Consider the following 2,521-nt stretch of genomic DNA (forward strand, 5'->3'; position numbering starts at 1 on the left):
CAACTGTGCCTCAATGTCTACTCCGTCCCGCACTGCCGACCTCGAGACGTTGATTGTTCTGCGGCAGGGATGAAAGGCCGCTTCGGTGACGCTGCTGCGCCGCACAGGCGGTCGCGCCCAACGGCAGCTCAGGGCCGAAAACAACTCAGGCGGCGAAGCGTTTCAGACGGATACAACGTGCCTTATTCACTTCGAAGCACGCGCGGCAAGGACATGCCGTGGTTGGACCCCATTAAAAAGCTTCTGACCGGAGCGGAGACGGGCAGAAGTATCCTCTTTAGACGTCATCCATGCGCAGTTGCCCGGGACAAACCCGAGGCGCTTATCGATCCTGACGAAGCGGTGCTGGGGCGTCGGTGCCGTGCCGACTTCACCAAGCCATACGTCGAAATCTTCCCTCCAAGCCGGGTGAACGTCGACCCCCGGCAGATACGCTTTCGATGCAGGGCTGGTGTAATCCTTCAGCAGCGACCAGGCTTTGTATTCCTTCGACTTGACGCGCGACTCCCCCGGCTTTGCGGGCTTCTTGACGTCGATCCTTCCCTTCTCAAGGCGCTTCTTGGCAGCGCTGATGCTGATCCCACGGGTCTCCGAGATATATTTCACGCCAGCTCCGTGGCTATCGAACCTCTTCCCATCGATATCGACCGGCTGTTTAAGAGACCCTCCGCTCGATCCGCCCCGGTTCAGATTGAACCCGTCCGGATAGAGAGTGCGGAGCTTGTCGATCCATCTTATTTCGAGGGCTCCGAGTTCGCCCGGCCTGTTCGTCTTCGCGATGGGCTCAATCCGGAAGTCGCCCTTTCCGCTTTCCCGCATCGCATGATGTAGCGAATCCTCAGAGCTGATCGTCCCCTTGTCCGCATCTTCGCAATGCTTTTGCCACCGATCGTCCAACTCCATAACCGTCTGACCGACGTAGAGTCTACCCGTCGAAAGCTGCGTCACCTTATAGATGATGCCGTTTGCGAAACCGGGCTTCGGATCCTTGGCGAAGGCATCCTCCGGTGACATTCCTTTCCTGATCCAGCGGAGTATCGAAGTCGCTGAAGCCTTCGGCTTCAGTTCTCGGACTGCTTCTGCAATGTTTGGATAGCGTATACCATGCACGGTGATTGCCGTCGCCGTGTTCTTTTGGCCGCGCACGTAGCCGTGTTGAAGAGCCTTCTCCCGCGACATGCCATTGTAAATGCGCTTTTGCACACGCCAGTAATTCAGGCCGCGGCGCCTACACTCTTCCTTTAGCGAATCTTTCTTCCGCATATAGGCGTTCCCTCCAAACAATCAGTGCCAAAGATAACTCTTCGTAGGTAGTGGGGTGAGCTTGGCCATGGATTGGCGTGTCGAAGCGAAACATACGTTTCTTTGTGGCATTCTTGCGATGCTAAAACTAATAATGGCGGCACTGGGTCGTTAGCGGCTCGTCAGTTCGGTTGTTCGAACGTCGCTGTGTCGCAATAGTGATCGTTCGCACCTTCTCTATCGTGCAGCCGCGGCGAATGTCCAACGCGGTAAAGCTGCACCGCAGCGGCTGACCCATTCGCGAATGTCCGGAATGGGCCGATACCGGAATTCCGCGGCCGCAGTCGCCCTGCGAAGAACCACCCTCGATGAACGCAAGTTCACTGCCGTCGACATACCGATACGAAAAGGCCGGCTTAGCACAGTCCACCGACTACGCGCTGAGGATGCGATACACTGATGCCCGGCTGATCCCGAGTTCCTTGGCTATGTCGGTGGGTCCCTTCCCGTTCACGTGTAGGTCCTGTACTTCTTCGGCTTTCGCCCGTGCCGTGGGCTTGCGCCCCTTGTATTTACCAGCAGCCTTCGCCTTGGCGATACCTTCGCGTTGGCGCTCCAGCATGATCTCTCGTTCGAATTCCGCAATGCCGCCTAGGACGGTCAGCATCAGTTTCCCGGTAGGCGTGGCGGTATCGATCCCCATACCGAGTATTCGCAGGCTGGCGCCCTTGCCGGTGAGCGTAGCGAGCACTTCCAGTAGATGGGGAACGGATCGCGCGAGCCTGTCGAGCCGTGTCACGATCAGGGTGTCGCCCTCGCGAACGAAGTCCAGCGCCTCGGTCAGCCGCTGACGGGCGGCAACGTCCACGGATGAGACCTGCTCCTCGAACAGCTTCTCGCAACCGGCTTTCTTGAGTTCCTCGCGCTGGGCCTCCAGGCCGGCGGTTTGGTCAAGGGTGGATGTACGCGCGTAACCGATCAGCACTGCGGCTCTCCTGTCTCAGATGGGTCTAAGACATTTAGGCGCACCTTGTGTCAAAACGCAAATCCGACCCATATGAGACGCCGACCGCGTGCTATATCGGCGTCTCACTGGAGCAAGCCCTAAGGATTCAACTGCAATTGCGTAGCGCACTAACCGTAGGAAGCAGCCATCTCATCACCGACAGTTCGAATCCCACTTCCTCCGCCATTTGCCCTCGCGAAAGCGTTCTCCCGATCCGGCTGCGGCCGGATTTTACCGCGTTTTCAAAGGGGTTTGCCGGACAGGCTGAACACC

Annotated in this window: 2 protein-coding genes; both read right to left on the reverse strand. The window is 58.0% G+C overall.

Annotation, left to right across the window (positions count from 1 at the left end; translation table 11 throughout):
- Window positions 1-186: 186 nt before the first annotated feature.
- A complete protein-coding gene (locus tag P1J78_RS24555) occupies window positions 187-1,179 on the reverse strand; it encodes a GIY-YIG nuclease family protein (protein WP_275570003.1) in 993 nt (330 codons plus the stop codon).
- Window positions 1,180-1,675: 496 nt separating this feature from the next.
- Complete coding sequence (locus P1J78_RS24560; protein WP_275570004.1) at window positions 1,676-2,227, reverse strand: recombinase family protein; 552 nt, start codon at window positions 2,225-2,227, stop codon at window positions 1,676-1,678.
- Window positions 2,228-2,521 lie beyond the last annotated feature (294 nt).

Origin of the sequence: Psychromarinibacter sediminicola (assembly GCF_029168335.1) — a bacterium.
Lineage (GTDB): Bacteria > Pseudomonadota > Alphaproteobacteria > Rhodobacterales > Rhodobacteraceae > Psychromarinibacter > Psychromarinibacter sediminicola.